The sequence below is a fragment of the Amycolatopsis acidiphila genome (genome assembly GCF_021391495.1).
GTDB lineage: Bacteria > Actinomycetota > Actinomycetes > Mycobacteriales > Pseudonocardiaceae > Amycolatopsis_E > Amycolatopsis_E acidiphila.
This window is the reverse complement of sequence record NZ_CP090063.1, coordinates 1,850,779-1,876,062: the sequence shown is the minus strand read 5'-3', so window position 1 is coordinate 1,876,062 and position 25,284 is coordinate 1,850,779. Positions and strand designations below refer to the sequence as shown.

27 protein-coding genes are annotated in these 25,284 nt (G+C 70.5%); 14 read left to right on the top strand and 13 right to left on the bottom strand.

Translation table 11 applies throughout. The features are described from left to right. Positions 1–27 precede the first annotated feature (27 nt). The 4 genes from LWP59_RS09140 to folC all read right to left on the bottom strand — a co-directional run bounded on the left by LWP59_RS09140 (position 28) and on the right by folC (position 3,216). Positions 28–786: an IclR family transcriptional regulator gene (locus LWP59_RS09140; protein ID WP_144642611.1), complete on the bottom strand. Its 759-nt coding sequence runs from the start codon at positions 784–786 to the stop codon at positions 28–30. Between the two features lie 75 nt (positions 787–861). Further along, positions 862–1,272, bottom strand: a complete 411-nt coding sequence (ndk, locus tag LWP59_RS09135) for a nucleoside-diphosphate kinase (protein ID WP_144642610.1) — start codon at positions 1,270–1,272, stop codon at positions 862–864. 82 nt (positions 1,273–1,354) lie between these two features. Further along, positions 1,355–1,759, bottom strand: a complete 405-nt coding sequence (locus LWP59_RS09130; protein WP_144642609.1) for a DUF4233 domain-containing protein — start codon at positions 1,757–1,759, stop codon at positions 1,355–1,357. Beyond that, positions 1,756–3,216, bottom strand: coding sequence for a bifunctional tetrahydrofolate synthase/dihydrofolate synthase (gene folC / locus LWP59_RS09125; RefSeq protein ID WP_373299404.1), 1,461 nt, complete (start codon positions 3,214–3,216; stop codon positions 1,756–1,758). Before folC ends, LWP59_RS09130 begins: the two co-directional genes overlap by 4 nt. Before the next feature lie 263 nt (positions 3,217–3,479). Here folC and LWP59_RS09115 point away from each other — a divergent pair, with 263 nt between their 5' ends. The 10 genes from LWP59_RS09115 to LWP59_RS09070 all read left to right on the top strand — a co-directional run bounded on the left by LWP59_RS09115 (position 3,480) and on the right by LWP59_RS09070 (position 13,344). Further along, the gene (locus LWP59_RS09115; protein WP_144642607.1) at positions 3,480–4,676 is read left to right on the top strand and encodes an amidase; all 1,197 of its coding nucleotides are present in this window, start codon (positions 3,480–3,482) and stop codon (positions 4,674–4,676) included. Continuing rightward, on the top strand, positions 4,676–5,842 hold the full coding sequence (locus LWP59_RS09110; RefSeq protein WP_144642606.1) for an acyl-CoA dehydrogenase family protein: 1,167 nt from the start codon (positions 4,676–4,678) through the stop codon (positions 5,840–5,842). The genes LWP59_RS09115 and LWP59_RS09110 overlap by 1 nt, the downstream gene beginning before the upstream one ends. A gap of 71 nt (positions 5,843–5,913) precedes the next feature. Beyond that, positions 5,914–6,783, top strand: coding sequence for an SGNH/GDSL hydrolase family protein (locus tag LWP59_RS09105; protein WP_144642605.1), 870 nt, complete (start codon positions 5,914–5,916; stop codon positions 6,781–6,783). A gap of 173 nt (positions 6,784–6,956) precedes the next feature. Next, positions 6,957–7,283 (top strand): esterase/lipase family protein, encoded by a 327-nt coding sequence (locus LWP59_RS40635; RefSeq protein WP_325062724.1) that lies wholly within the window; start codon positions 6,957–6,959, stop codon positions 7,281–7,283. Next, on the top strand, positions 7,280–7,612 hold the full coding sequence (locus LWP59_RS09095) for an alpha/beta fold hydrolase (protein ID WP_229857295.1): 333 nt from the start codon (positions 7,280–7,282) through the stop codon (positions 7,610–7,612). Before LWP59_RS40635 ends, LWP59_RS09095 begins: the two co-directional genes overlap by 4 nt. A 57-nt stretch (positions 7,613–7,669) precedes the next feature. Further along, positions 7,670–8,641 (top strand): hypothetical protein, encoded by a 972-nt coding sequence (locus LWP59_RS09090; protein ID WP_144642604.1) that lies wholly within the window; start codon positions 7,670–7,672, stop codon positions 8,639–8,641. Between the two features lie 37 nt (positions 8,642–8,678). Next, the gene (locus tag LWP59_RS09085; protein WP_144642603.1) at positions 8,679–9,113 is read left to right on the top strand and encodes a MarR family winged helix-turn-helix transcriptional regulator; all 435 of its coding nucleotides are present in this window, start codon (positions 8,679–8,681) and stop codon (positions 9,111–9,113) included. Positions 9,114–9,118: 5 nt separating this feature from the next. After that, positions 9,119–10,522, top strand: coding sequence for an MFS transporter (locus tag LWP59_RS09080; RefSeq protein ID WP_373299405.1), 1,404 nt, complete (start codon positions 9,119–9,121; stop codon positions 10,520–10,522). Positions 10,523–10,526: 4 nt separating this feature from the next. Next, positions 10,527–12,830, top strand: a complete 2,304-nt coding sequence (locus LWP59_RS09075) for an FdhF/YdeP family oxidoreductase (RefSeq protein ID WP_144642602.1) — start codon at positions 10,527–10,529, stop codon at positions 12,828–12,830. A 49-nt stretch (positions 12,831–12,879) separates the two neighbouring features. Continuing rightward, positions 12,880–13,344 carry a GlcG/HbpS family heme-binding protein gene (locus tag LWP59_RS09070; RefSeq protein ID WP_229857297.1) on the top strand — a complete coding sequence of 155 codons (465 nt, stop codon included), beginning with the start codon at positions 12,880–12,882 and terminating at the stop codon, positions 13,342–13,344. On the opposite strand, the gene LWP59_RS09065 is transcribed toward LWP59_RS09070, so the two are convergent. Beyond that, a complete protein-coding gene (locus LWP59_RS09065; protein WP_144642601.1) occupies positions 13,341–14,093 on the bottom strand; it encodes an SDR family NAD(P)-dependent oxidoreductase in 753 nt (250 codons plus the stop codon). The two genes, LWP59_RS09070 and LWP59_RS09065, sit on opposite strands and share 4 nt — an antisense overlap. Then, complete coding sequence (locus LWP59_RS09060) at positions 14,090–14,509, bottom strand: VOC family protein (protein ID WP_144642600.1); 420 nt, start codon at positions 14,507–14,509, stop codon at positions 14,090–14,092. Before LWP59_RS09060 ends, LWP59_RS09065 begins: the two co-directional genes overlap by 4 nt. Positions 14,510–14,576: 67 nt before the next feature. Between LWP59_RS09060 and LWP59_RS09055 the strand changes: the two genes are divergently transcribed. Next, positions 14,577–15,236, top strand: a complete 660-nt coding sequence (locus tag LWP59_RS09055) for a GntR family transcriptional regulator (RefSeq protein WP_144642599.1) — start codon at positions 14,577–14,579, stop codon at positions 15,234–15,236. On the opposite strand, the gene LWP59_RS41370 is transcribed toward LWP59_RS09055, so the two are convergent. After that, positions 15,218–15,334, bottom strand: coding sequence for an MFS transporter small subunit (locus LWP59_RS41370; protein WP_444541901.1), 117 nt, complete (start codon positions 15,332–15,334; stop codon positions 15,218–15,220). The genes LWP59_RS09055 and LWP59_RS41370 overlap by 19 nt on opposite strands. Next, the gene (locus LWP59_RS09050) at positions 15,331–16,698 is read right to left on the bottom strand and encodes an L-lactate MFS transporter (RefSeq protein ID WP_144642598.1); all 1,368 of its coding nucleotides are present in this window, start codon (positions 16,696–16,698) and stop codon (positions 15,331–15,333) included. Before LWP59_RS09050 ends, LWP59_RS41370 begins: the two co-directional genes overlap by 4 nt. 110 nt (positions 16,699–16,808) lie before the next feature. Here LWP59_RS09050 and fdhD point away from each other — a divergent pair, with 110 nt between their 5' ends. Both fdhD and LWP59_RS09040 read left to right on the top strand, forming a co-directional pair. After that, positions 16,809–17,645 carry a formate dehydrogenase accessory sulfurtransferase FdhD gene (fdhD, locus tag LWP59_RS09045; RefSeq protein ID WP_144642597.1) on the top strand — a complete coding sequence of 279 codons (837 nt, stop codon included), beginning with the start codon at positions 16,809–16,811 and terminating at the stop codon, positions 17,643–17,645. Between the two features lie 38 nt (positions 17,646–17,683). Next, positions 17,684–18,571: an alpha/beta hydrolase gene (locus LWP59_RS09040; RefSeq protein ID WP_229857299.1), complete on the top strand. Its 888-nt coding sequence runs from the start codon at positions 17,684–17,686 to the stop codon at positions 18,569–18,571. A 10-nt stretch (positions 18,572–18,581) separates the two neighbouring features. Here the strand turns inward: LWP59_RS09040 and LWP59_RS09035 are convergent, their stop codons facing one another. The 5 genes from LWP59_RS09035 to tig form a co-directional block, all read right to left on the bottom strand. Next, positions 18,582–18,986, bottom strand: coding sequence for a hypothetical protein (locus LWP59_RS09035; RefSeq protein WP_229857301.1), 405 nt, complete (start codon positions 18,984–18,986; stop codon positions 18,582–18,584). A gap of 150 nt (positions 18,987–19,136) precedes the next feature. Next, entirely contained in the window at positions 19,137–20,432 is a 1,296-nt protein-coding gene (clpX, locus tag LWP59_RS09030; RefSeq protein WP_144642595.1) for an ATP-dependent Clp protease ATP-binding subunit ClpX, read from the bottom strand. A gap of 225 nt (positions 20,433–20,657) precedes the next feature. Beyond that, positions 20,658–21,284, bottom strand: a complete 627-nt coding sequence (locus LWP59_RS09025; RefSeq protein ID WP_144642594.1) for an ATP-dependent Clp protease proteolytic subunit — start codon at positions 21,282–21,284, stop codon at positions 20,658–20,660. A gap of 25 nt (positions 21,285–21,309) precedes the next feature. Continuing rightward, complete coding sequence (locus tag LWP59_RS09020; RefSeq protein WP_144642593.1) at positions 21,310–21,924, bottom strand: ClpP family protease; 615 nt, start codon at positions 21,922–21,924, stop codon at positions 21,310–21,312. A gap of 140 nt (positions 21,925–22,064) precedes the next feature. After that, the gene (tig, locus tag LWP59_RS09015) at positions 22,065–23,492 is read right to left on the bottom strand and encodes a trigger factor (RefSeq protein ID WP_144642592.1); all 1,428 of its coding nucleotides are present in this window, start codon (positions 23,490–23,492) and stop codon (positions 22,065–22,067) included. A gap of 208 nt (positions 23,493–23,700) precedes the next feature. Here tig and LWP59_RS09010 point away from each other — a divergent pair, with 208 nt between their 5' ends. Continuing rightward, entirely contained in the window at positions 23,701–25,284 is a 1,584-nt protein-coding gene (locus LWP59_RS09010; RefSeq protein WP_229857303.1) for an FAD-binding oxidoreductase, read from the top strand.

The following is a 25,284-nucleotide window of genomic DNA, read 5'->3' as shown; positions in this document are numbered from 1 at the left end:
ACGGGGTACCGACACTTTTCGACCGGTTTACCGGCCGCCCGCCAGCTCGCGCGACACCGCGAAGGCCGCGGTGCGGACCGCCGGGGCCAGCCGGTCCAGGTCCAGCCGCTGCGCGCTGCCGGTGATCGAGATGGCCGCGAGCAGCCTGCGCCGTGAGTCGTACACCGGGGCGGCGACCGCGGCCACGCCGACTTCGGACTCCTCGCGGTTCACGCCGTACCCCCGTTCGTGCGCGCGCTCGAGCTCCTGGCGCAGCAGCCCGGGCGCGACGATCGTGCGCGCGGTCTTGCGGCACAGCCCGGCGGCCGCGATACGGCGGAAGTAGCCGGGCGGCCCGAGCGCGAGGAAGACCTTGCCGGTGGCCGTGCAGTGCACCGGCATCCGCGAGCCGACCCGCGACATGATCGGCGTCGAACGGTGCCCGGTCACCTTCTCCAGGAACAGGGTGTGCGCCCCGTCGGGCACCGCGAGGTGGATGTTCTCGTGCGTCGACTCGTACAGGTCCTGCAGGTACGGCAGGGCGGCTTCCCGCAGGTCACGCCTGCCCGGAGCGTGCTGGCCGAGTTCGAAGAGCTTGATGCCGAGCCGGTAGCCGTGCCCGGAGCGCTCGAGGCCGCCCCAGCGCACCAGCTCCGCCACCAGCCGGTGCGCGGTCGCCTTCGGCAGGCCGGTGCGGCCGGACAGCTGGGCGAGCGTCAGCTCGGTGTCGGTGGTGGCGAAAGCGTCCAGGAGCATCAGGCCGCGCGCCAGCACGGATTTGGGCAAATCGCCAACGCCGGCGCTCATGGGGTGATGGTGGACCGAACCGGCCCGGGACGCAACAACCGTGATCGATCTGCGTCCCGGGCTCGGGCAGTCAGCTCACAGGTCGGGGAACCACAGCTTCAGCTCGCGCTCGGCCGACTCCGGCGAGTCAGAGCCGTGCACCAGGTTGAACTGGGTCTCCAGCGCGAAGTCGCCGCGCAGGGTGCCCGGGGTGGCCTTCTCGACCGGGTCGGTGCCGCCCGCGAGCTGCCGGAACGCCGCGATCGCCCGCGGTCCGTCGACGGCGATCGCCACGACCTGCCCCGAGGTGATGAACTCCAGCAGCTCGCCGAAGAACGGCTTCTCCTTGTGCTCGGCGTAGTGCTCTTCGGCGACCGAACGCTCGACCGTGCGCAGTTCCAGTGCGGCCAACGTCAGGCCCTTGCGCTCGATCCGCGAAATGACCTCGCCGACGAGACCGCGCTTCACGCCATCGGGCTTGACCAGGACCAGCGTGCGTTCACTCACGACTTTCGTTTCTCCTCGAATTAAGACTGACGGTGCCGGAAGCGTAACGGCGGGCCGCCCGGCGAACAGTGGTGGTCCCCGGCTACTGCTGCTGGCTGGGCAGCGTGCCCGCGGCCATCCGGCGCGCGACGTCGCGGCGCAGCCACAGCGCCCAGAGCCAGAACGCGAGGAACAGCAGGCCGATCACGCCGATCGCGGTGATGGAGAAGAAGAAGGCCAGCAACGCGACCTGCAGCGCGAGGATGACCGGCACGACCCACGACCGCCTGAGCACCCCGCAGCACAGCAGGAGCGCCACCGCGATCGCGATCACGGCCCAGCCCTTGCCCGTGCCGACGCCGCCGCCGAGCCGGGCGACGACCGGCAGCGCCAGCGCCACCGTGATCGCCTCCAGGACGAGCGTCCCGGCCATCACCCCGCGGAACGACTTCATCGGGTCCTTCGCCGGGGGCTTGACGGCAGACTCGGGCTTTTCCGGAGAGCTCATGCCGGTTCCTTTCCGAACAGGGTCCGCGCCTCGCCCGCCGTCACGACCGAGCCCGTCACCAGCACCCCGCCACCGGCTAGGGGCTCCTCCGGGTCGTCGCTCTCCTCGACCAGCGCCACCGCGGTCTCGATCGCCGCGTCCAGGCTCGGCTCGGCGACCACCCTGTCCTCGCCGAAGATCGACAGCGCCAGGTCGTTCAGCTCGTCGAGCGGCATCGCGCGCGGCGAGTTGTTCCGCGTCACCACGATCTCCGACGCGACCGGCTCCAGCGCTTCCAGGATGCCTCGCGCGTCCTTGTCCGCCATCACCCCGACCACCGCGGCCAGCCGCCGGAAGGCGAACTCCTCGGTGATCGTCGCCGCGAGAGCCTGGGCGCCATGGGGGTTGTGGGCCGCGTCGATCAGCACCGCCGGGGCCGCGCGCACGCGCTCCAGCCGTCCGGGCGTCTCGACCTCGGCGAACGCCTCGCGGACCGCTTCGATCACCAGCTGCCGGTCCTTGCCCGCCCCGAAGAACGCCTCGACCGCGGCCAGTGCGAGCAGCGCGTTGCCCGCCTGGTGCGCACCGTGCAGCGGCAGGAAGATCTCGTCGTACACGCCGCCCAGCCCCTGCAGGGTGAGCAGCTGCCCGCCGACCGCGATCTCCCGGCGCAGCACGGCGAACTCGCTGCCCGCCCGCGCCACCGTCGCGTCGACCTCGACGGCGCGCTCCAGCAGCACCTTCTGCACGACGGGGTCCTGCTCGGCGATGACGGCGACGCTGCCGGGCTTGATGATCCCGGCCTTCTCCTTCGCGATCCCGGCCAGGTCGCTGCCCAGGTACTCGACGTGGTCGACGCCGATCGGCGTGATCGCCGCGACCTGCGCGTCGGCGACGTTCGTCGCGTCCCAGGTGCCGCCGAGGCCGACCTCGATCACCGCGGCCTCGACCGGCGCGTCGGCGAAGGCGGCGAACGCCATCCCGGTCAGCACCTCGAACTTGCTCATCGGCGGGCCGCCCGCGCCGTCCACCATCGCGACGTACGGGGCGATGTCGTGGTAGATGTCGACGTACTTCGACGCCGGGATGGGCGCCCCGTCCAGCGCGATGCGCTCGGTGACCAGCTGCAGGTGCGGGCTGGTGTAGCGGCCGACGCGCAGGCCCATCCGGGTCAGCAGCGCGTCGATCATCCGGGCCGTCGAGCCCTTGCCGTTGGTACCCGCCACCTGCAGCACCGGGTACGTCGTCTGCGGCTCGCCCAGCACGTTGACCAGCGCGGCGATCCGGCTCAGCGACGGCTCGATCTTGGTCTCGGGCCAGCGGGTGTTCAGCTCGGCCTCGACCTTGAGCAGCTCCTGGCGCGCGTCGCGCTCGGTCTGCTCCGGTTCGGGCGTCTCGACGTCCTCGGGGTCGTCAGGCAGAGGCCCGGCCACGAAGTTGTCGCCGCTGGACAGCTCGGCGGGGTACTCCTCATCCACGGTTGTCAAGTCTACGGACAAACTTTCTGGCAGCTTGGCCGCATGCCCTTCGACCACAACGACCACCACCACCCACTGCTGCTGCGCCGGATCCCCGGACACGCGCGCTCGGCGGCGGGCGGGGTGCTGGCCGTGCTGGGACACGACCATGACCGACGTCCGCCGCGAGTCGGCGCGGCTGCTGCCCGGCAGCACCGTCCGGCCGCTGCTGTTCTGGCGTTACCTGCTCGTCCACCAGGCACCCCGGCTGATATGAACACGGGGTGACGGGATCGCAGTGGCGCGAACTGGGCGCGTTCGTGGAGACGTATTCGGGGCCGGGAGAACCGGTCGCGGTCAAGGACCTCATCGACGTCGCGGGCCAGACCGTCCGCAACGGCACCCCGGGTCTGGGACACCGCGTGGCGACGGCCGACGCGACGGTGTGGGCGAGGCTGCGCGCGGCCGGGCACGTCGCGATGGGCCGCACGACCGTGCCCGAGCTGGCCTGGTCGTGCCGGACGCCGGGCTGCGCCAACCCCTGGGACCCCCGCCGTGACGCGGGCGGGTCGAGCGGTGGTTCGGCGGTGGCCGTGGCCATCGGCGCGGCACCCGTCGCACTCGGCACGGACACCGGTGGGTCCATCCGCGTCCCCGCCGCCCTGTGCGGGGTCGCGGGCCTGCGGCCGACGCACGGCTCGGTGCCGATGGACGGGATCACGCCGCTGAGCCCCTCGATGGACACGGTCGGCCCGATCGCCCTCACCGCCAGGGAATGCCTGCGGATCCACGGGTTGCTCACCGGCGAGACCGCCGGGATCCGGCCGGTCGGCGGCCTGCGCGTCGGCCGGCCGGCGAGCCTGTGGGGCGACAACGCCGACCCCGAGGTGCTGCGGCTCGTCGAGGAGGCGGCCGGGACGCTCCGGGCCGCCGGAGTGGAGATCGTCGACGTCGAGCTGCCCCTCGCCCGCCGCCACGCGCGCGGCACCGGTTACACGGTCTTGCTCTTCGAGTCCGCACGGCAGTGGTGGGCCGAGTACGAGAAGCACCCGGACGGGCTGGCCGGGCGCGCGATCGGCCAGCTGCGGGCGGGCTCTCGAGTGTCCACTTCGGACTACGAGCAGGCGAGGAAGCTCGCCCGGGAGATCCGCGGCGAGGTCGACGCCGCCTTCGATACCGTCGACGCCCTGCTCCTGCCGACGGTGCCGGTCACCGCTGCTCCGCTCGACGCCGACACGGTGCAGGTCAACGGCCGCACCGAAGACGTCGAAGCCGCCTACTACCGGCTCACCGCACTCGCCGCGGTCACCGGCCATCCGGCGTTGTCCGTGCCGGCCGGGCTCACCGCCGCCGGGCTGCCCGCCGGCGCTCAGCTCATCGGCCGGCGCGGGCAGGAGGGCCTAGTGTGTTCGCTAGGCGAAGCGATCGAAGACGGACCGGCCGCGCGTGAGCTCGCGCGCGCCCGCAGGAGGACCCGCTGATGACCAAACCCGATCCCCGCGACCTGCTCGGCATCCGCGACCAGCTCACCGAGGAGGAGCGCGAGATCGCCGACACGGTGCGCACGTTCGTCCGCAAGGAGGTCCTCGAGCACGCCGGCCGGTGGTTCGAGGACGCGGAGTTCCCGCGGCACCTGATCTCCTCGATCGGCGATATGGGCCTGCTGGGCATGCACCTGACCGGGTACGGCTGCGCGGGCACCAACGCGACCTCGTACGGGCTGGCCTGCCTGGAACTGGAGGCCGGCGACTCGGGGCTGCGCAGCTTCGTGTCGGTGCAGGGCTCGCTCGCGATGTTCCCGATCTGGAAGTACGGCTCCGACGAGCAGAAGGAGCAGTGGCTGCCGGGCATGGCGCGCGGCGAGAAGATCGGCTGCTTCGGCCTGACCGAGCCCGACCGCGGGTCGGACCCCGGTGACATGCGCACGATCGCGAAGCGCGACGGCTCGGACTGGGTCCTCAACGGCTCGAAGATGTGGATCACCAACGGCACCCTCGCGGACATCGCCGTGGTGTGGGCGCGTGCCGAGGAGGGTGTCCGCGGCTTCCTGGTGCCGACGGACACGCCCGGCTTCACGGCGCGCGAGATCAAGCACAAGATGTCGCTGCGGATGTCCGCCACCGCCGAGCTCGTGCTGGAGGACGTGCGGCTGCCCGACTCCGCCGTGCTGCCGGGCGTGAAAGGCCTGCGCGGGCCGCTGTCGTGCCTGGCCGAGGCGCGCTACGGCATCCTCTGGGGCGCGCTGGGCGCGGGCCGCGCGTGCTACGAGGCCGCGCTCGACTACGCCGCGAGCCGCGAGCAGTTCGGCAAGCCCATCGGCGGTTTCCAGCTGACGCAGCAGAAGCTCGTCGGCATGGCGCTCGAGCTGAACAAGGGCATGCTGCTCGCGCTGCACCTCGGTCGCCGCAAGGACGCCGGCGAGCTGCCGCCCGAGCTGGTCAGCTTCGGCAAGCTGAACAACGTGCGCACCGCGATCGACATCGCCCGCAGCGCGCGCACGGTCCTCGCCGCGAACGGGATCAGCCTCGAGTACCCGGTGCTCCGGCACGCGAACAACCTGGAGTCCGTGCTGACCTACGAGGGCACCGAGGAGATCCACACCCTCGTCCTCGGCCAGCTGCTGACGGGGCAGTCCGCGTACCGCTAGACCGGGTGATCGGCCGCGACGCCACCCGATCGGCGGCAGCGCACCTCCCCGGCGAGGGCTAGGAAAGACGTATGCGCGCTCGCCGGAGCCTCGTCATCGCCGTTCTCGCCGTCTGCACAGTGCTGGTCTCCGCGTTCTCCGCCTCGGCCGCCCCGCAGCGGTACGAGCGGTACGTGGCGCTCGGCGACTCCTACACCGCGGGTCCTTTGATCCCGTTGCAGCGGATCGACCCGGTGGGGTGCCTGCGGTCCACGTCGAACTACCCGGCGCAGCTCGCGCTGCGGCTGCTGGCGCCGTCGTTCACCGACGTCAGCTGCAGCGGCGCGGACACCGGTGACATGACGGCGCCGCAGTCGGTGCCGCTGGGCACCAACCCGCCGCAGCTGAACGCGCTGCGCCCGGACACCGACCTGGTGACGCTCGGCATCGGCGGCAACGACTACAGCGTGTTCGGCACGCTCATCGGCACCTGCCCCGGGCTGCGCGCGTCGGACCCGACGGGCAACCCGTGCCAGCGGCACTTCACGGTCGACGGCGTGGACACGATCAAGGCCCAGCTGACGCAGACCCAGGCCAACATCACGAACGTGCTGGCGGCGATCCACCAGCGCTCGCCGCAGGCGAAGGTGCTCGCGGTCGGCTACCCCCGGATCGCCCCGCCGACCGGGACCTGCCCGAACATCCTGCCGTTCGCCGACGGTGACTACGCGTGGCTCACCAGCGTCGAAGAAGCGCTCAACGACGCGATCTCCGGCGCCGCGTCCACCGACGGCGACACGTCCTATGTGGACACCTTCACGCCGTCGCTGGGCCACGACGCCTGCGCCGGTGCCGCCGCCTGGATCAACGGCAAGGACATCCAGCTCACCGCCGCGCCGTACCACCCGAACTTCAACGGCGAGTCGGGCCTGGCGAAGATCGTCTACGCGGCGCTGGGCTGAGCGAGCCGCTCGTCCAGGAATCCCACGACCGCGGCCAGGAAGCGTTCCGGGCTTCGGCTGGTGCGCCGCGACCGGAGCTCAGGCCACGACGACGGCGTCCCCCAGCGACACCCGGCCCGGTTCGACCGTGGAACCGTAGACCGCGGGCCCGGGGCAGCGCGCAAGATGACCCGATGGACTGCGTACTGCTGCACGGGACGACGCAGTCACCCGCCGGCTGGGACCGATTGGCCGATGCCCTGCGGCGGCGCGGTCACGGGGTCGAGACGGTCGACCTGCCCACCGGCCGGCCCGGGTTGCTCGCCGCCGGCTACGCGCGACTGGCCGTCGAGCAGACCACGGCGAGGAGCCCGGTGGTGATCGCGCATTCCGCGGCGGGCTGCTCCTGCCCGCGGTCGCCGCCGCGCTCGACGCTCAGCACGTCGTGTGGCCGGCCGCGGCGGTCCCGGGCGAGGTCAGCTTCCGGGAGGACCTCGCGGCCCACATCCACGACATCATGAACCCGGAGTGGGCCGGACTGACCGAGCAGCCGACGACCGATCCGGGGGCGGCGACGTACTTCCTGTTCCACGACTGCGACCTCGCGACCCTGCGCTGGGGCCTGTCGACGCTGCGGCTGTGGTACCCCGCGGCGGTCTACGACGAGCCCGTCGCCGGCCCCCTGCCGCCCTCGACGTTCGTGCTGCCGGTCGGCGACCGGACGCTGCGGCCGGAGTGGATGCGCTACACGGCGCGGGAGCGGCTGGGCGTCGAGCCGGTCGAGGTGCCGGGCGGGCACTGCCCGCACGTGTCACATCCCGAGTTGGTTGCGGACGTCGTTTCGCCGTAACGCCCGGGCCGTTCCGCCGATCTCCGGGAGCAAGATCACGAGATGAGGCGGTAGGCAGTGGACGAGCACGGCATCGAGAACCACCCGGAGCTGATGGACCCGGACTGGCAGCGGCACGCGGAGAAGGAGGCCTGGGTCGACCTCCAGCGCAACCGCCGCCGCGCGCACCGGGGCCGGCGGCTCGCGATCTTCGCGGTGGTGCTCGTGGTGGTGGCCGGGGCGGGCTTCGCGTTCTACCGCTGGGGGAAGACGACCTCCGAGCAGTACACGGACGCGTCCCCCGCGGGTGCGCCGGTGGCCGGGGCCGCCTCCGCGGCGACGACGACCGCGCCCACCGACCTGCCCGACTTCGCGAACGTGGACCTGTCGAGGCCGTTCGAGAACACCCCGGCGCAGAACTGGGCCGAGGGCATCGCGGGCCTGAGCATTCCCCCGGCGACGAAAGTGGGAACCTTCTCGGCGAAGCAGGTCAGCTCGGCACTGGACCAGGTCAAGCAGGCGATCTCGGTGGCCCAATTCGACCAGGACACGCTCGACGGGCACAACCCGGCGAAGTACCTCGCTCTGCTCGCGCCCTACGCCCGGGACAACGTCCGTAAGAACCCTGCGTCGTACCTCACCTATCTCGCCGGGGGCTACCACCTCCTGCCCGTGACCCCGAGGATGACGGGCTCGGTGACCGCGAAGGCGGGCCGGGCGGGTGAGCTCGTGCTGCATGCGGAGTACGTGGTGGCGTACGCGTTCGACCCCGGCGACCAGGTGGTCTACGGACCGGCGGACATTGAACCCTTCATCCGGGTCGGCGCCGACTACGTCTTCCGGACCGGTTCGTCCTGGGAGAGCACGGCCCGCGGCCTCGGGCTGGACGACTTCGGCACGTACTCCACCGACATCGCCTGCCAGGCGAGCAAAGACGGCGTGCTGGCGCCCGCGTTCAGCGAACCGGACTTCGACGCCACCTCCCTCACCCCGGAACCCGGCCGGTTCGACCCGGGCAAGCCCATGCCCACGCAGGGTAACTGCCGCTGATTTGCACAGGCTGAACTCAACAGCCTAGACTGTGTAGATGACCCGCGTTCCGAACGAGGTCGCGCGGCTCGCCGGTGCGCTGCGCGGAGTGGTCGGACAGCTGCACCGGAGACTGCGCCAGGTGGACAACGCCGGGGTGCTGACCCCGTCCCAGTCGGCGGTGCTGGCCCGGTTGCACCGGGACGGCCCGGCGACCCAGGCCCAGCTGGCGGCCACCGAGCACGTCCGCCAGCAGTCCATGGCCGCCACGCTGGGCGCACTGGACGAGCTCGGCTACCTCGAGCGGACACGTGACCCGCGCGACCGCAGGCGGACGGTGATTTCGCTGTCCCAACTGGGTAGCAAGACCGTGCGGGGGGTGCACCAGCACCGGGAGGAGTGGCTGGCCACGGCCCTGGCCGGGTTCACCCAGGCGGAACGCGAACGGATCGAGCAGGCGCTACCACTGTTGGAGCGCCTGGCACAGAACTAGGAGTAGTGAGTACGACGCCGCAGCAGACCGCGACCCGGGCACCGGCAGTGTTCGGCGCCAAACTGGTCACCCCGCTGGTGTCCAGTGCGGTGCTCAACCCCATCAACTCCACGCTGATCGCGGTCGCGCTGGTGCCCATCGCGCACGCGTTCGGCGCCCGGCCCGAGCAGACGGCGTGGCTCATCACCGCGTTGTACCTGGCCACGGCGGTCGGCCAGCCGGTCGTCGGGTTGTTCGTCGACCGCTTCGGCGCGCGGCGGGTGCTGCTCACCGGCGCCGTCATCGTGATGCTCGCCGGGATCGGCGGGCTGATGGCCTTCTCCCTCGACTGGCTCATCGCGGTGCGTGCCGTGCTCGGCGTCGGCACCTGCGCCGGGTTCCCCGCGGCGATGGCGGTGCTGCGCAAACACGCCGACGCGGCCGGTCAGGGCGTACCCAGCCGGGTGCTGTCGGTGCTGGCGATGTCCTCGCAGACGGTCATGGTGATCGGCCCCACCCTCGGTGGCCTGCTGATCGGCCTGTTCGGCTGGCCCGCGATCTTCGCGGTCAACATCCCGCTCGCGGCCGCCTCGCTGCTGCTGGCGCTGTTCTGGGTGCCACGCGACGACCCGGCGACGCTGACCCACGAGCGCATCGACGTCGTGGGCATCCTGCTGTTCTCCGTCACCCTGCTCGTCGTGCTGCTGTTCGTGATGGAACCGGCGGTCGGCGACCTGTACCTGCTCGGCGTGGCGGTCGTGCTGGGCGTGGTGTTCACCTGGTTCGAGCTGCGCTCCCGCACCCCGTTCATCGACCTGCGGATGCTCGCGGGCAACCCGCCCCTGCTGCGCACCTACCTGCGCCAGTCGCTGGCCTTCCTCATCGTCTACTCGATCATGTTCGGCTACGTCCAGTGGCTCGAAGCCGCCCGCGGGCTGAGCGAGGAGGGCGCCGGCGGGCTCCTGCTGCCGATGTCGGCGGTGGCGGTGGTCGCGTCGGCTGCCTCGGTCAAGCCGACCGGCATCCGCAGCCGCCTGATCACGAACTCGCTCGCGCTGCTGGCCGGCTCCGCGCTGCTGATGTTCGTCGGCACGCGCACGCCGATCCTGGGCCTGCTGGCGATGACCGCGGTGTTCGGACTGGGCCAGGGACTGACCAGTGTGACCAACCAGACAGCGCTCTACAGCCAGGCGCCCGCGGCACAGATGGGCACCGCGAGCGGGCTGTTCCGGACCGCCCAGTACCTGGGCGCGATCGCGGCATCCACCCTGATAGCACGGTGTTTCGGCGCGCAGACGACCTCCGCCGGTCTGCACCACCTCGCGTGGGCGCTGCTGGGCGTCGGCGTCGTCCTGCTGGCCGTGACGGTCTCCGATCCGGCTCTGAGGCGCACCCGCTCTCGTCAGGAAGTGATCAAGGCCGGAAAATGACGGCGTGACACGCAACGCGCCGAAGGCCGACATCGACGAGGCCCAGCTCGAAGTCTCCAAGCCCAAGGACTGGGCGGCCGGCGTTCCCGGCGTGGCCGTCTCGCTGTTGCGCAGTGTCGAGCAGATGGGCACCGGCCGCACGGTGCGCACGCTCCGCCTGCTCAACCAGCGCCACGGCTTCGACTGCCCGGGCTGCGCCTGGCCGGAGCCGCAGCAGTCCGACGGTGAGCACCGCAAGCTCGCCGAGTTCTGCGAGAACGGCGCGAAGGCCGTCGCCGAAGAGGCCACGAAACGCCGGGTGGGCCCGGAGTTCTTCGCCGCGCACCCGGTCTCGGAGCTGGCGGGCAGGACGGACTACTGGCTCGGTCAGCAGGGTCGGCTGACCGAGCCGATGGTGCTGCGCGAGGGCGGCACGCACTACGAGCCGATCGCCTGGGACGACGCGTTCGCGCTCGTCGCCGGTCAACTGCGCGCACTGTCCTCACCGGACGAAGCCATCTTCTACACCTCGGGCCGCACCAGCAACGAGGCCGCGTTCCTGTACCAGCTGCTGGTCCGCTCCTTCGGGACGAACAACCTGCCCGACTGTTCCAACATGTGCCACGAGTCCTCCGGCGCCGCGCTCACCGAGGCCACCGGCATCGGCAAGGGCTCGGTGAGCCTCGCCGACGTGCACCACGCCGACGTGATCGTGGTCGTCGGGCAGAACCCCGGCACGAACCACCCGCGCATGCTCTCCGCGCTGGAGGAGGCGAAAGCGGGCGGGGCGAAGGTCATCGCGGTCAACCCGTTGCCCGAGGCGGGTTTGATGCGGTTCAAGAACCCCCAGTCGCCGCGCGGCGTGGTGGGCAAGGGCACCGCGCTGGCCGACGAGTTCGCGCAGATCAGGCTCGGCGGCGACCTCGCGCTGTTCCAGGCGATCGGGCACCTGCTGCTGTCCTGGGAGGACGCGGCGCCCGGCACGGTGCTCGACCACGACTTCATCGACGGCTCCTCGCACGGTTTCGAGGACTACGCGAAGCACCTGCGGGAGATCGACTGGGCCGCGGTCGACGAGGCGACCGGGCTCGCCCGTGAGCAGATCGTCCGGATCGCCCGGATGATCGCCGACTCGCAGCGCACGGTGTACTGCTGGGCGATGGGCGTGACGCAGCACAAGCACGCGGTCGCGACCATCCAGGAGATCACCAACGTCGCCCTGCTGCGTGGCATGATCGGCAAGCCCGGCGCCGGGCTGTGCCCCGTTCGCGGGCACTCGAATGTCCAGGGCGACCGCACGATGGGCGTCTGGGAGAAGATGCCCGAGACGTTCCTGGCGAGCCTGGAGTCCGAGTTCGGCATCCCGGTGCCGCGCAAGCACGGGTTCGACACCGTCGACGCGATCCGCGCGATGCGCGACGGCCTTGGCAAGGTGTTCATCGGTATGGGCGGCAACTTCGCCGCCGCGACACCGGATTCCGAGCTGACCGAGCGGGCGCTGCGCGCGTGCGAGCTGACCGTCCAGGTGTCGACGAAGCTGAACCGGTCGCACGTCGTGCACGGCAGGACGGCGCTGATCCTGCCCACGCTGGGCCGCACCGAACGCGACGTGCAGGCCGGCGGGCAGCAGTTCGTCACGGTCGAGGACTCGATGTCCTCGGTGCACTCCTCGCACGGCCGGCTGCGGCCGGCGAGCCCGCACCTGCTGTCCGAGGTCGCGATCGTCTGCCGGCTCGCCGGGAAGCTGCTGGGCGAGGACCACGCGGTGCCGTGGCGGGCGTTCGAACGCGACTACGACCTGATCCGCGACCGGATCGCGCGGGTGGTGCCCGGCTGCGCCGACTACAACGCCCGGGTGCGACAGCCCGACGGGTTCGTGCTCCCCCACCCGCCGCGTGACTCGCGCGAGTTCCGCACCGGCACCGGCAAGGCGAACTTCACCGCCAGTGAACTGGAGTTCCCGCAGGTGCCCGAGGGCAGGCTGCTGCTGCAGACGTTGCGCAGCCACGACCAGTACAACACCACGATCTACGGGTTGTCGGACCGCTACCGCGGGATCGAGGACGCCCGGCGAGTCGTGCTGGTGCACGCCGAGGACATCGCGGAGCTCGGGTTCGCCGACGGGGAGATCGTGGACCTGGTGTCGGAGTGGGCGGACGGCGACCGGCGCGCGGAGCAGTTCCGCGTCGTCGCCTACCCGACGGCCCGCGGCTGCGCGGCGGCGTACTTCCCGGAGGCGAACGCCTTGGTGCCACTGGATTCGGTCGCCCGGAAGTCCAACACCCCGGTCTCGAAGGCGGTCGTCGTCCGGTTGGAGCACCGCTCCTAGCAGGGGTTCGCGGGAAAGCGGCGGTGGCCCGGCTGCTTTGACTTCCGGTGTGGCCGCCGATAACTTCGCGTTCGTGTCTCATACCCCGCGCCTCCCCGGACTGAAGCTGGCCGAGGCGGACTGGTTGGCGCAAACGGCTTTGGCGGTCCGTGCGGAGCGCGGCTTCCCTCCGCTGGCGGTGGCCGTCGTCGACGTCGCCGGAGAGGTGATCGTGCTGCGGCGGGACGACGGTGGTATGCCCATGACCAGCCGGATCGCCGTGGCCAAGGCACGGACTGCGTTGTTGACACTGAAGCCCTCCGGCCTGATCGACCTGCCCGGGGGGATCGTCGACAGCATCCAGCACCTCTACGGCGGCGACTTCGTCCCGTGGGCGGGCGGCGTCCTGGTCACCGACGGTGGATCGATCCTCGGTGCCGCAGGCGCATCCGGTGCCCATGCGCTTGAAGACGAAGAGGCGGTGCGGACGGCAGTGCAGCGGTGGCAGCAGAACCGTGGTGAGGGCGCTCCCTAGGTCCGCAGGTACGAGGCACCGTTCAGATCGAGGACGGCACCTGATGCCCACTGCGAGCTCGCGAGGTACACGATCGCGTCGGCGATCTCGGGCGGCTCGGCCACCCGGCCGAACGGGCTCTGCGCACGCAGTGCGTCGCCGCGCTCGCCGGTCAGCCAGTCGGCGACGCGCTCGGTCGCGATGAAGCCCGGTGCCACCGACGCGACCGAGATGCCATGTGGCGCAAGGGAAACGGCGAGCGACTGGCCCATCGAGTGCAGCGCGGCCTTCGTCGCGCCGTACGCCGGGTGATCCGGTTCGCCGCGGAAGGCGCCGCGCGAACCGACGTTGACGACGTGCCCCTGGACCCCGCGTCCGATCATGTGCCGCGCGACGCAGTACGTCATGTCCGCGGCGCCGAGCAGGTTGACGTCGACCGACTCGCGCCACATCCGTTGCCAGTGCTCGAAAGACGTCTCGGCGAGCGGGTGCGCGGTGGCCGTGGTGGTCACCACGGCGGCGTTGTTCACCAGCACGTCGACACCGCCGAGAGCCTCCTCCGCCGCGTCCGCGATCTGCTGGGCGGACGTGGTGATGTCGCCCTGCAGGATGCTGTGTCCGTTGCCCGGCAACGACTTCAGCGTGGCCTCGGCGTCGGTCCGGTTGGAGTTGTAGTGCACCGCCACGCGGTCGCCCCGCCCGGCGAACGCGAGCGCCACCGCCCGCCCGAGCCCGGAGGCCGCGCCGGTGACCAGAACGCCGCGGCTCATTTGGCGAACAACTGCGACTCGTCGCGGAAAGCCTTGAACTCCAAGGCGTTCCCGGCGGGGTCGTGCAGGAACATCGTCCACTGCTCCCCCGGCTCGCCCGCGAACCGCTGGTACGGCTCGATCACGAACTCGGTGCCCGCCGCGCGGAGCCTGCCCGCCAGCTCGTGGAAGTCCTCGACCGTGAGGATCAGCCCGAAGTGCGGCACCGGCACGTCGTGCCCGTCGACGGGGTTGCGGCCGGATTCGGTGCGCGCGCCAGGAACCACGTGCGTCACGACCTGGTGCCCGTGGAAGTTCCAGTCGACCCACGCCGTGTCGGACCTGCCCTCCGGCAGTCCCAGGACCCGGCCGTAGAACTCGCGGGCGCGGGACAGGTCGTCTACCGGGATGGCGAGATGAAAACCGGGACGGCTCATCGGCGGCTCCTCACGTTGTCGGATCTTCAGCTTGACCTGTGGAACGTCCGAATGTCAACATTCGGACATGCAGCCAGCCCAGCGCCGTGGTCTCGCCGACGAGGCGGCCGACCGGATCCGCGAGGAGATCCTCGCGGGCCGGTTTCAGCCGGGCAGCGCGCTGCGTGAGGTGGACCTCGCCGCGTCGCTGCAGGTCAGCCGCGGATCAGTACGGGAAGGGCTCGCCGTGCTCGAGCGCGAGGGGCTCGTCCAGAGCGTCTGGCACAAGGGCACGCACGTCATCGGGCTCACCGAGTCCGACATCGACGAGGTGTACGCGGTGCGCGCGGCCCTCGACCGGCTCGCGGCGACGTCAGCGGCTGCCCGCGCGAGGACGGATCACCTCGACGAGCTGGACGCCCTCGTCGACCGCATGGCCGAGGAGACCGACGCCGCGCGGGTGCTGTCTCTCGACATGGAGTTCCACGAGGTCATCTACCGTGCGGCGAACAACCGGCGGCTGCTCGACGCCTGGCACGCCGTGCGGTCGCAGGTCCGCTTCTTCCAGTCCCACCGCATCCGGCTCAGCCGCGGCCAGTACCGGGCCCGCGCCTGGGGCGAGCACCGGGAGCTGGCCGCACTCATCCGCGGCGGCGACACCGAGCGGCTCCCCGGCATCGCCGAGGAGCACGTGCACTCGGCCCGCCGCGCGCTGGTCGAAGGGCTCGCTCAGCCGCCGAAGAGCTGAATCACCTTCAGGATCAGCTCGTAGACGCCGTAGACGAAGGGCACGCCCACCCACAGCCACGCCAGGGTCAGCAGCCAGGGACGCCGGCTCTCGTTCATTCCGCTTCCCTTCCCGCCGTGACACCCGGCCGCTGCGCGACCGGCTCGTGGAACTTCTCCTTGACCGGCCGCACGAACTCGTTGGCGATGAAGCCGACGACCAGCAGCGCGATCATGATGTAGAACGAGGTGGTGTAGAGGTCGGGCCCCTGCTTGCCCGCCTGCTTCTCGTTGTCCGCGATGGCGTTGACGATCAGCGGGCCGGCGACGCCGGCCACCGACCACGCGGTGAGCAGCCTGCCGTGGATCGCACCCACCTGGTAGGTGCCGAACAGGTCCTTCAGATAGGCGGGCAGGGTCGCGAAACCCGCGCCGTAGAAGGACAGGATCACCATCGCGCAGAGGATGAACACCAGCTTCGACGAGTTCCCGGTGAGCGCGATGACCAGGTACAGCACCGCACCGATGCCGAGGTAGCCGCGGTAGATGTTCTTCCGGCCGATGAGGTCCGAAGTGGACGACCAGACGAACCGGCCGAGCATGTTCGTCAGCGACAGCAGCGCCACGAACCCGGCCGCGGCCGCCGCACCCACCGGCACCGCGGTGCCCTTGAAGAAGTCGGTGATCATCGGCGAGGCCTTCTCGAGGATGCCGATGCCGGCCGTCACGTTGAAGCACAGCACGACCCACAGGCACCAGAACTGCGGTGTCTTGAGCGCGTTCGCCGCCGACACGTTCGCGGTGGTGATCATCGCCTTGCCGTTGGTCGCCGGCGGCTGCCAGCCCTTCGGCCGCCAGCCGTCCGCGGGCACGCGGATGAGGAACACGCCCAGCGACATGAAGACCGCGTAGACGAGACCGTGGATCAGGAACGACAGGCCGATCCCGCCCGGGGTGCTGCCGAACGACTCGAGCATCTGGCTCGACCACGGCGAGGCGATGAGCGCGCCGCCGCCGAAGCCCATGATCGCGATGCCGGTCGCCATGCCCGGCCGGTCGGGGAACCACTTGATCAGGGTCGAGACCGGCGAGATGTAGCCGATGCCGAGCCCGACGCCGCCGATCAGGCCGTAGCCCAGCACGACGAGCCAGTACTGCGACGTCGCGGCGCCCAGCGCGGAGACCAGGAAGCCGGTGGAGAAGCAGCTCATCGAGACGAACATGGCCCAGCGTGGGCCGTTCTTCTCGACGAGCGTGCCGCCGAACGCCGCGGACAGGCCGAGCATCACGATGCCCAGCTGGAACGGCAGCGCGCTCAGCGTGCCGGACAGGTGCAGCGCCTTCTCCAGCGGTGGCTTGAACACACTCCAGGCGTAGGCCTGGCCGATGGCCAGGTGAACGGAGAGCGCGGCAGGCGGGATCAGCCAGCGACTCCAATTGTCAGGTGCGACCGTGTGCGAACGGTCGAGGAAGGTGACGGCCACTGAGACGCTCCCCTAGGCTGGATGGTGCGAGTGCAATCTAGTACCGAAAGTTTGTCGGCGCATTACCTGGCTGTGGAACTTTCGGGCAGAGTCGGCGGGAGAAACGGAACATGGGCCGAGTGACCGTTCGACGACCGGTGCGGATGCTGACCGAGAACGGTCAGCGCCGCCGCTCCGACTCCCTGGCCGCCGAGGAACCGCTGGAGATCCGGGTCGGCGGGAAGGCGCTGGCGGTGACCATGCGGACCCCCGGCCACGACGTCGAGCTCGCACACGGGTTCCTGCTTTCGGAGGGAGTCCTGGGCTCGCCGGACGACGTGTACGGCGCGCGCTACTGCGACGGGGTCGACGATCAGGGCCACAACACCTACAACGTGCTCGACGTGACGCTGGCCGAGGGCGTGGCGCCGCCGGAGACCGGCGTGGAGCGCAACTTCTACACGACGTCCTCGTGCGGCGTCTGCGGCAAGGCGGCGCTCGACGCGGTGAAGCTCAAGACGCGGTTCGCGCCGGGAGACTCGCCCTTCTCGGTGACGCCGGAGGTCCTCTCGGGACTGCCGGACGCCTTGCGGGAGCAGCAGAAGGTGTTCGCGAGCACCGGCGGCCTGCACGCGGCGGGTCTGTTCCGGTCCGACGGCACGTTGCTCGTGGTGCGCGAGGACGTCGGGCGGCACAACGCCGTGGACAAGGTGCTCGGCTGGGCGCTGCTGGAGAACCGGGTGCCGCTGGGCGACGTCGGCCTGCTGGTGTCCGGGCGGGCGTCCTTCGAGCTCGTGCAGAAGGCCGCGATGGCCGGGATCCCGTTGCTCGCGGCGGTCTCCGCGCCCTCCTCGCTCGCCGCCGAGCTGGCCGAGGAGAACCGCATGACGCTCATCGGGTTCCTCCGCGGCACGAGCATGAACCTCTACACCGGGGAGCACCGGGTGCTCGAGAAGGCCGTGGCCTGATCGTTTCCCCACGGCGCCGGGTGCGCTTCAATGGGCCGGTGGACAAGCTGCGCTTCAGCCGCCGGTCGGTGCTCGTCGCCGGGGCGTCCGGGCTGGGTGTGGCCGCGTTCGCGGCGGGTACGGCGACGGGCGTGCTGCCGGTCAGCGAGGCTGTCCAGCGCGCGCTCGGGGTCACGTCGACCACACCCGTGAGCCAGCTCGGCACGGCGAAGGTGGAGCGCGTGTGGTCGGCGGCGCGCAACCGCGAGATCGACTTCGTCACGATGCTGCCGAGCAGGTCGTCCGCGCGGAACCTGCCGATGGTGCTGGTGCTGCACGGCCTGCACGGGCGCGCGCGGACCGCCGCCCCGACCGGCACGCTGGCGGAGCTGGCCGGTCAGGTCGCTCGGCGTGCGGTGCCGCCGTTCGGGCTGGTGGCGGTCGACGGCGGCGACAACTACTGGCACCAGAACCGGCGCGGCGACAACCCGATGGGGATGCTGCTCGAGGAGGTCCCGCAGTGGCTGCGGCGGCGCGGGCTCGGTGGCACCGACGGGCTGCCGGCCGGGGTACTGGGCATGTCGATGGGCGGGTTCGGCGGGCTGCTCTACGCGCGGCGGCGGGCGGAGCGGCGGCAACCGGTGCACACGATGGCACTGCTGGCGCCGGCGCTGATCCTGTCGTGGCAGGAGATGGCCAAGCGCGACGCCTTCCACGACGCGGCGGACTGGGCGTCGATGGACCCGCTGAAGCACCTGTCGGCGACGGCAGGCGTGCCGACGGGCGTGTGGTGCGGCATCGAGGACCCGTTCATCCAGGGCGTCCGGCAGTTCATCGCCGCGACCCACCCGGCGGTGGCCTGCACCATCCGCGGCAAGCACGGCGACTCGTTCAACCGGACCGTGGTGCCTGGCGTGATCAGCTTTCTGGGGCGCCACGTCGGCTAGCCGGCCGGTGTCAGCTGACCCAGTTCGCCACGACGGAGAGGGTCCAGAAACCGACCAGGAGGCCCGCCAGCAGGAGGGACGACCAGACCACCAGCGGCCGGTCGTCGGCACCGGCCGCGCGGACCCGGCGGAGGCAGTAGTACGCGAACGCGAACAGCGGGATGGGCAGCAACGGCAAAGGCGAGAGACGCACACCGGTCGCCACCAGGCACACCGCCGCGAGCACGATCAGCACGATCCGCATGACGCGGTGCAGCAGCGCGTGGCTCAGATACGGCGTGATGATCCGGTACGTGAGATCACTGATCCCCCGCACATCTCCCCGGCCTTCCGGGACGACCTTGTCCATGTCGTCCGCGCGGCCGGCCGTGGCGGTTTCGGCCCCCTGACCGGGGCCCGCCCCCTCGACGCTCATTCGCGTAGCTTATCCACTCGGGCGGAGCCCCTTTCGGGCAACCGCGCCAAACACGCGACCGGCCGCAACCGGGGGTCTGGGGGGCACGACCGCACGGGTTCGACGGGCGCTCTCTGCGAGCACAACCGCCCCACCGGTGCCGCTACGGCTTCAGGCCGTCTTTTCGCCACGCTCCGTGCTGCGGCGGCGCGACGGCTGCCGCGACACGATGGTCGGGTTCACGTTCTCCCGGACGGTCTGCTCGGTGATGACCACCTTGGCGACGTCGTTGCGGCTCGGGATGTCGTACATCACCGGCTGCAGGACCTCCTCCATGATGGCGCGCAACCCGCGGGCACCGGTGCCGCGCAGCACCGCCTGGTCCGCGATGGCCTCGAGCGCGGTCTTGGTGAACTCCAGCTCGACGTTGTCCATCTCGAACAGCTTCTTGTACTGCTTGACCAGCGCGTTCCGCGGCTCGGTCAGGATCCGCACCAGCGAGTCCTTGTCGAGGTGGGTCACGTTGGCGACGATCGGCAGCCGGCCGATGAACTCCGGGATGAGCCCGAACTTGATCAGGTCCTCCGGCATCGTGTCGGAGAAGATGTCGCTCTCCTCGATCTCGGTCCGGGTGCGGATGTCCGCCCCGAAGCCGAGGCCGCGCTTGCCGACCCGCTCGTTGATGATCTTCTCCAGGCCCGCGAACGCGCCCGCCACGATGAACAGCACGTTCGTCGTGTCGATCTGGATGAACTCCTGGTGCGGGTGCTTGCGCCCGCCCTGGGGCGGGACCGACGCGGTGGTGCCCTCGAGGATCTTCAGCAGCGCCTGCTGCACACCCTCGCCGGAGACGTCGCGGGTGATCGACGGGTTCTCCGACTTGCGGGCGATCTTGTCGACCTCGTCGATGTAGATGATGCCGGTCTCGGCACGCTTGACGTCGTAGTCCGCGGCCTGGATCAGCTTGAGCAGGATGTTCTCGACGTCCTCGCCGACGTACCCGGCCTCGGTCAGCGCCGTCGCGTCGGCGATGGCGAACGGCACGTTCAGCATCTTCGCCAGCGTCTGCGCGAGGTAGGTCTTGCCACAGCCGGTGGGGCCCAGCAGCAGGATGTTGGACTTGGCCAGCTCGACCGGCTCGTCCTTGGAGTCCTTGGGGCCGCTCTTGTCGTCGGACTGGATGCGCTTGTAGTGGTTGTACACCGCCACGGCCAGCGTCCGCTTGGCGTCGCCCTGGCCGATGATGTACTGGTCGAGGAACTCGTGGATGTCGAACGGCTTGGGCAGCTCGTCGAGCTTCACGTCACCGGCTTCGGCCAGTTCCTCTTCGATGATCTCGTTGCACAGGTCGATGCACTCATCGCAGATGTACACGCCGGGGCCGGCAATGAGCTTCTTCACCTGTTTCTGGCTCTTCCCGCAGAAAGAACACTTCAGCAGGTCTCCGCCGTCGCCGATCCGTGCCATGATCGTTGACCTGTCCCCTCCGGAGCGCCGGATGGCGCACCTGTCCGTGTACCTGCCCTCACCGCCGAGACAGCGGAGTTGCGAACCTCGCCTCTGACGGTACCCGCCCGGAGCGCCCCGCGGGAGGACCATCGGCCACCGAGGTGCGCCCGTTGGACCCTAGTCGGAAGAACCGGCGCGCATCGGCCTCGACACGCGCCGGCTCCCCCGCCGGGTCCGGCCGGATCAGCCCTCGGAGGCCTTGCGGTACGGCAGCACCTCGTCGATGATGCCGTACTCCTTGGCCTGCTCGGCCGTGAGAATCTTGTCGCGCTCGATGTCCGCGCGGACCTCGTCCGGCGTCTTGTTCGTGTGCTTGGCCAGCGTGGTCTCCATCAGGCGGCGCACCCGCTGGATCTCGTTGGCCTGGATCTCCAGGTCCGACACCTGGCCGTAGGTGCCCTCGGTGGCGGGCTGGTGGATCAGCACGCGGGCGTTGGGCAGCGCGAGCCGCTTGCCCTTGGTGCCGGCCGCGAGCAGCACCGCCGCGGCGGAGGCCGCCTGGCCCAGGGCCACGGTCTGGATGTCGGGGCGGACGAACTGCATCGTGTCGTAGATCGCCATCAGCGAGGTGAACGAGCCACCCGGGGAGTTGATGTAGATCGTGATGTCGCGGTCCGGGTCCTCGTGCTCGAGGTGCAGCAGCTGGGCCATCACGTCGTTGGCCGACGCGTCGTCGACCTGGACGCCCAGGAAGATGACCCGCTCCTCGTAGAGCTTGTTGTACGGGTTGGACTCCTTGATCCCGTAGCTCGTGCGCTCGACGTACGAGGGCAGGATGTACCGGGACTGCGGAAGCTGGAATTCGCTCATTGCCTTATCTCCTGGTTACGCCCGGTCAGCGGCTGCCGTTGGGCGACGGAAGCTGGTTCTCCCGGCTCAGCACGTGGTCGACGAAGCCGTACTCGCGGGCCTCCTCCGCGGTGAACCAGCGGTCCCGGTCGCCGTCGCGGATGATCTGCTCCACGCTCTGGCCGGTCTGGTCGGCGGTGATCCGGGCGAGCTCCTGCTTCCACTTGCCGAACACCTCGGCCTGGATGGCGATGTCGGAGGCAGTACCGCCGACGCCCGCCGAGGGCTGGTGCATCAGGATGCGCGCGTGCGGCAGCGAGTACCGCTTGCCCGGGGTGCCCGAGGACAGCAGGAACTGCCCCATCGACGCCGCCAGGCCCATCGCGTACGTCGCCACGTCCGGCTCGATGAGCTGCATGGTGTCGTAGATGGCGAAGCCCGCGGTGACCGAGCCGCCCGGAGAGTTGATGTAGAAGCGGATGTCGGACTCGGAGTCCTCCGCCGACAGCAGCAACAGCTGCGCGGTGATCCGGTTCGCCACCTCGTCGTTGACCTCGGAACCGAGCACCACGATGCGCTCGGCGAGCAGCCGCTCGAACACGGAGTCGGTCAGGTTGAGCCCCGCGGTGCTTGTCCGCGCCTCGGGCTGGTGCTGGGTCACGTCTGCCTGCCTTTTCCCGCCGCGGACCACCTGCCTCGGTGATCCACTGTGGACGTCCTTCAAGTTTGAGATCTTGCAATCGACCCTAACGAACTCGGGCGGCGCAGAAGTCCTGACACCGCCCGAGTTCGCTGAGAGCTTTACTTTTCGGTCGAAGACTCCGCCGCGTCGGTGACCTCGGTCTCAGCCGGCTCGGCCTCGACCACGGCCGGGGCCTCAGTGCTGTCCTCAGCGGCCTCCGTGGTGTCCTCAGCGCCGAACAGGTCCGCCAGGTCCACCACCGCGCCCGAGGCATCGGTCACCGTGGCCCGGCGCACGATCGAGGCCAGCGCCTTGCCACGGCGCACGTCCGCGTAGATGGCCGAGAGCTGACCCGACTGCTGGGCCCGCTGCACGTACTCGTCCGGGCTGACACCGAAGCGCTGCGCCTGGTAGATGATCCGCTCGGTGAGCTCGGCGTCGTTGACGCTGGTCTGCTCGGTGTCGGCGATCGTGTCCAGCAGCAGCTGGGTGCGCACCGCCTTCTCCGACTCGGCCTGCACCTCGGCGTTGAACTCGTCGAGGGTCTTGCCCTGCGACTCGAGCAACTGGGCGAGGGCCTCCTCGCTGTGGTCGAGGTCGTGGACCGCGTCGTGCTTGCGGCTCTCCACCTCGGCCTCGACGACCTTCTCCGGCAGCGGCACCTCGACGGTCCCGAGCAGCTCGTCCAGGATCTTGTCCCGGGCCTGCACGCCCTGCTGGACCTTCTTCATCTTCGCGAGCCGCTCGCGCAGGTCGGCCTTGAGCTCGTCGATGGTGTCGAACTCGCTGGCCAGCTGGGCGAACTCGTCGTCGGCCTCGGGCAGCTCGCGCTGCTTGACGCTCTGCACGGTGACCGAGACCTCGGCCTCCCGCCCGGCGTACTGGCCGGCCACGAGCTGCGTGGTGAAGGTCTTGGTCTCGCCGGCGTTCGCGCCGACGATCGCCTCGTCGATGCCGTCCACGAGCTGGCCGGAGCCGATCTCGTAGGACAGGCCCGTGGTGGCGGCCTCCTCGACCTCTTCGCCGTCGACGGTGGCCGACAGGTCGATCGACACGAAGTCGCCGTCCTGGGCGGGCCGCTCGACGCCGGTGAGCGTGCCGAAGCGCGCGCGCAGCTGGTCGAGCTCGGCGGCGACCTCCTCGTCGGTGACCTCGACGTCGTCGACGCTCACCGAGAGGCCTTCGAGCTCGGGCAGCGCGATCTCCGGCCGGATGTCCACCTCGGCGGTGAACTCCAGCACCTCGCGGTCCTCGAGCTTGGTGACCTCGAAGTCGGGCTGCCCGAGGGTGCGCACCTCGCCGGCGCGCACGGCCTCCAGGTACTTGGCCGGGATTGCCTCGTTGACGACCTCATCGAGCACCGGCGCGCGGCCGATCCGGCTTTCCAGGACGCGAGCGGGCGCCTTGCCGGGCCGGAAGCCCGGGATGCGAACCTGCTGGGCGATCTTGCGGTAGGCGCGGTCGAAGTTCGGTTTGAGTTCGTCGAACGGCACCTCGACATTGATCTTGACTCGCGTCGGGCTGAGCTGCTCGACGGTGCTCTTCAACGTGTTCTCCTCGAGCCGTACAGGGGTTGGTGATGGGCATGCGGTACCAGGGCACGCAGGTGCCCGAAGTCCGAGTCTAGGCCAGTGACTTGACAGGCCCGGTCCGGCCCTGCTCGGCCCGGCCGGGACGAGGTCGGAAGTTTACATTCCACCTGGTCTTGTCTACCTTCTTCCTGCAGCAGGTCCCCCTTTCGGCGAGGAGCCGGTCGTGGCTGTAGTACAGGCGGTGCAGGCCCCCCGGCCGGAGCCACTGCCCCAGCTCCGGGTGCGGGTACCCGCGGTGGTGCCCGCCACCCTCCTGCTGTTCGCCGGCATGCTCGCGCTGGGCGGGCTCGCCTCCTGGCTCGCGCTGGAACACCTGGTCACGCCGTGGCTCACGGTGCCGATGCACGTGACCGCGATGTTCGGCATGTTCGTCGTGGTGCACGAGTGCGCGCACCACGCGGCGGGGCGGCTGACCTGGTTCAACGACGTCACCGGCAGGCTCGCGATGCCCTTCGTGTCGGCGTTCGGGTCGTTCCCGGCGGCCCGGCACCTGCATCTGCAGCAGCACCGCCAGAACGCCGGAGGGCACCTGACGCCGTGGAACCTGCGCGGTCCCCGGTGGCAGCTGCCGCTGCGCTGGATGGTGACCGACCTGTGGCACGTCTGGGCGTATCTGAAGCAGACGGCCGACCGGCCGCAGCTGGAGGTGGCCGAAGCGCTGGGCGTGCTGGTCCTCGTGCCCGGCATGCTCGCCGCGGTGATCGGGACGGGACACGGCTGGCAGCTGGTCGTGGTCTACCTGCTGCCGCAGCGGCTCGCCCTCGGCCTGACCGGCTGGTGGTCCGACTGGTTCCCGCGGCGGCAGCCCATCGACGCGCTGAGCTACCACCGCGTGCACAGCCGGTATCCGAACCTGCCGTTCTACCGCTACCCCCAGGCGCGACGCGCCGACGGCACGCCGTCGCCGGCCACCCCGCCCCCGCCCGCTTGCCCGGACGTGTTCCATCCGCTGCCGGTGTCGAGCGTGCGACCGCTGACGGACTGCGCCGTCGAGGTGGGCTTCACGGTGCCGCCGCAGCTGCGCGAGGAGTTCCGGTTCACGCCGGGCCAGCACGTGGTGCTTCGCGCGGTGCTCGACGGCGAGCTGGTCGCGCGGTCCTACGCCATCAGCTCGTCCCCCAGCGACCCCGAGCTGCGCGTCGCCGTGAAGCAGGTGCCGGAAGGGCGGATGTCGACGTATGCGACCACCGGGCTTCGCCCCGGCGACCGGGTCGAGGTGCTGCCGCCGTCCGGGCAGTTCACGGTCGGCCCGTCGCGGACCGGGAAGCACGTGGTCGCGATCGCGGCCGGAGTCGGGATAGCGCCGCTGCTGCCGATGCTGTCGCACACGCTCGCCGACTCGTCGCGCAGCCGGGTGACGCTGCTCTACATCAACCGCTGCGGCGCCGACACGCTGTTCGCCGACGAGCTGGGCGCGCTCGTGCGGCGGTTCGAGGGCCGCCTGCGGGTCGACCACTTCCGCACCGACGAGCGTGACCCCGACCTGCGCCCGCTGCGCCCGGCCCGCCCGTTCGACAGCATCGCCTCGGCGCTCGCGATCTGCTTCGAGCGCTACCACCCCGGCGGGCTCGACCCGGGACGCCTGCGGTCGCTGCTGGACTGCCGCCTGCATCCGGCGAAGGTCGACGAGTGGCTCGTGTGCGCTCCGCCCGAGGTCGCCGATCCGCTGCGGGAGGTGCTCACCGAGCACCACGTGCCCGCGGCGACGGTGCACAGCGAACGGTTCTGCACGGCCGCCACCGGCTGA

Excerpts from the sequence above, each read along its gene's own strand:
- LWP59_RS09140 (WP_144642611.1), bottom strand. The coding sequence starts at position 786 with ATGAGCGCCGGCGTTGGCGATTTGCCCAAATCCGTGCTGGCGCGCGGC.
- LWP59_RS09130 (WP_144642609.1), bottom strand. The coding sequence starts at position 1,759 with ATGAGCTCTCCGGAAAAGCCCGAGTCTGCCGTCAAGCCCCCGGCGAAG.
- LWP59_RS09110 (WP_144642606.1), top strand. The coding sequence starts at position 4,676 with ATGACCAAACCCGATCCCCGCGACCTGCTCGGCATCCGCGACCAGCTC.
- LWP59_RS09105 (WP_144642605.1), top strand. The coding sequence starts at position 5,914 with ATGCGCGCTCGCCGGAGCCTCGTCATCGCCGTTCTCGCCGTCTGCACA.
- LWP59_RS40635 (WP_325062724.1), top strand. The coding sequence starts at position 6,957 with ATGGACTGCGTACTGCTGCACGGGACGACGCAGTCACCCGCCGGCTGG.
- LWP59_RS09095 (WP_229857295.1), top strand. The coding sequence starts at position 7,280 with ATGAACCCGGAGTGGGCCGGACTGACCGAGCAGCCGACGACCGATCCG.
- LWP59_RS09085 (WP_144642603.1), top strand. The coding sequence starts at position 8,679 with ATGACCCGCGTTCCGAACGAGGTCGCGCGGCTCGCCGGTGCGCTGCGC.
- LWP59_RS09065 (WP_144642601.1), bottom strand. The coding sequence starts at position 14,093 with ATGAGCCGCGGCGTTCTGGTCACCGGCGCGGCCTCCGGGCTCGGGCGG.
- LWP59_RS09060 (WP_144642600.1), bottom strand. The coding sequence starts at position 14,509 with ATGAGCCGTCCCGGTTTTCATCTCGCCATCCCGGTAGACGACCTGTCC.
- LWP59_RS09055 (WP_144642599.1), top strand. The coding sequence starts at position 14,577 with ATGCAGCCAGCCCAGCGCCGTGGTCTCGCCGACGAGGCGGCCGACCGG.
- LWP59_RS41370 (WP_444541901.1), bottom strand. The coding sequence starts at position 15,334 with ATGAACGAGAGCCGGCGTCCCTGGCTGCTGACCCTGGCGTGGCTGTGG.
- fdhD (WP_144642597.1), top strand. The coding sequence starts at position 16,809 with ATGGGCCGAGTGACCGTTCGACGACCGGTGCGGATGCTGACCGAGAAC.
- LWP59_RS09035 (WP_229857301.1), bottom strand. The coding sequence starts at position 18,986 with ATGAGCGTCGAGGGGGCGGGCCCCGGTCAGGGGGCCGAAACCGCCACG.
- clpX (WP_144642595.1), bottom strand. The coding sequence starts at position 20,432 with ATGGCACGGATCGGCGACGGCGGAGACCTGCTGAAGTGTTCTTTCTGC.
- LWP59_RS09025 (WP_144642594.1), bottom strand. The coding sequence starts at position 21,284 with ATGAGCGAATTCCAGCTTCCGCAGTCCCGGTACATCCTGCCCTCGTAC.